Source organism: Bacillus sp. SIMBA_031 (assembly GCF_046535225.1).
Taxonomy (GTDB): Bacteria; Bacillota; Bacilli; order Bacillales; family Bacillaceae; genus Bacillus; species Bacillus velezensis.
Map to the genome: position 1 here is coordinate 1 of NZ_JAWRXC010000351.1, position 263 is coordinate 263.

Annotated in this window: 1 protein-coding gene; it reads left to right on the top strand. The window is 57.0% G+C overall.

From position 1 onward, the window contains the following. Nucleotides 1-263, top strand: a 263-nt coding sequence (locus SB724_RS20600) for a cytochrome c oxidase assembly protein (RefSeq protein ID WP_410572776.1), incomplete at both ends; no start/stop codon positions are given.

Sequence of the window (263 nt, forward strand, 5' to 3'; positions counted from 1 at the left end):
CCTGATGGCGCTTCCGATCATCGAAGAATCAGACTTCCAACGTTCCAGCACCTACATCACCTTGGAATTCGTTTTCGTTTTCATTGAGCTGTTGGTGGATGCTGTCCCCGGCATCCTGCTTCGACTCAACGGACAGGTCCTTGACCACGTGGTTGCGAGGCAGTCCTCGTTGGCCTGGTTCCCGGATCCGCTCCGCGACCAGCAGTTGGCGGGCGATGCCCTGTGGTTCGTCTGCGAGATTGTGGATCTGCCGCTCATCATCT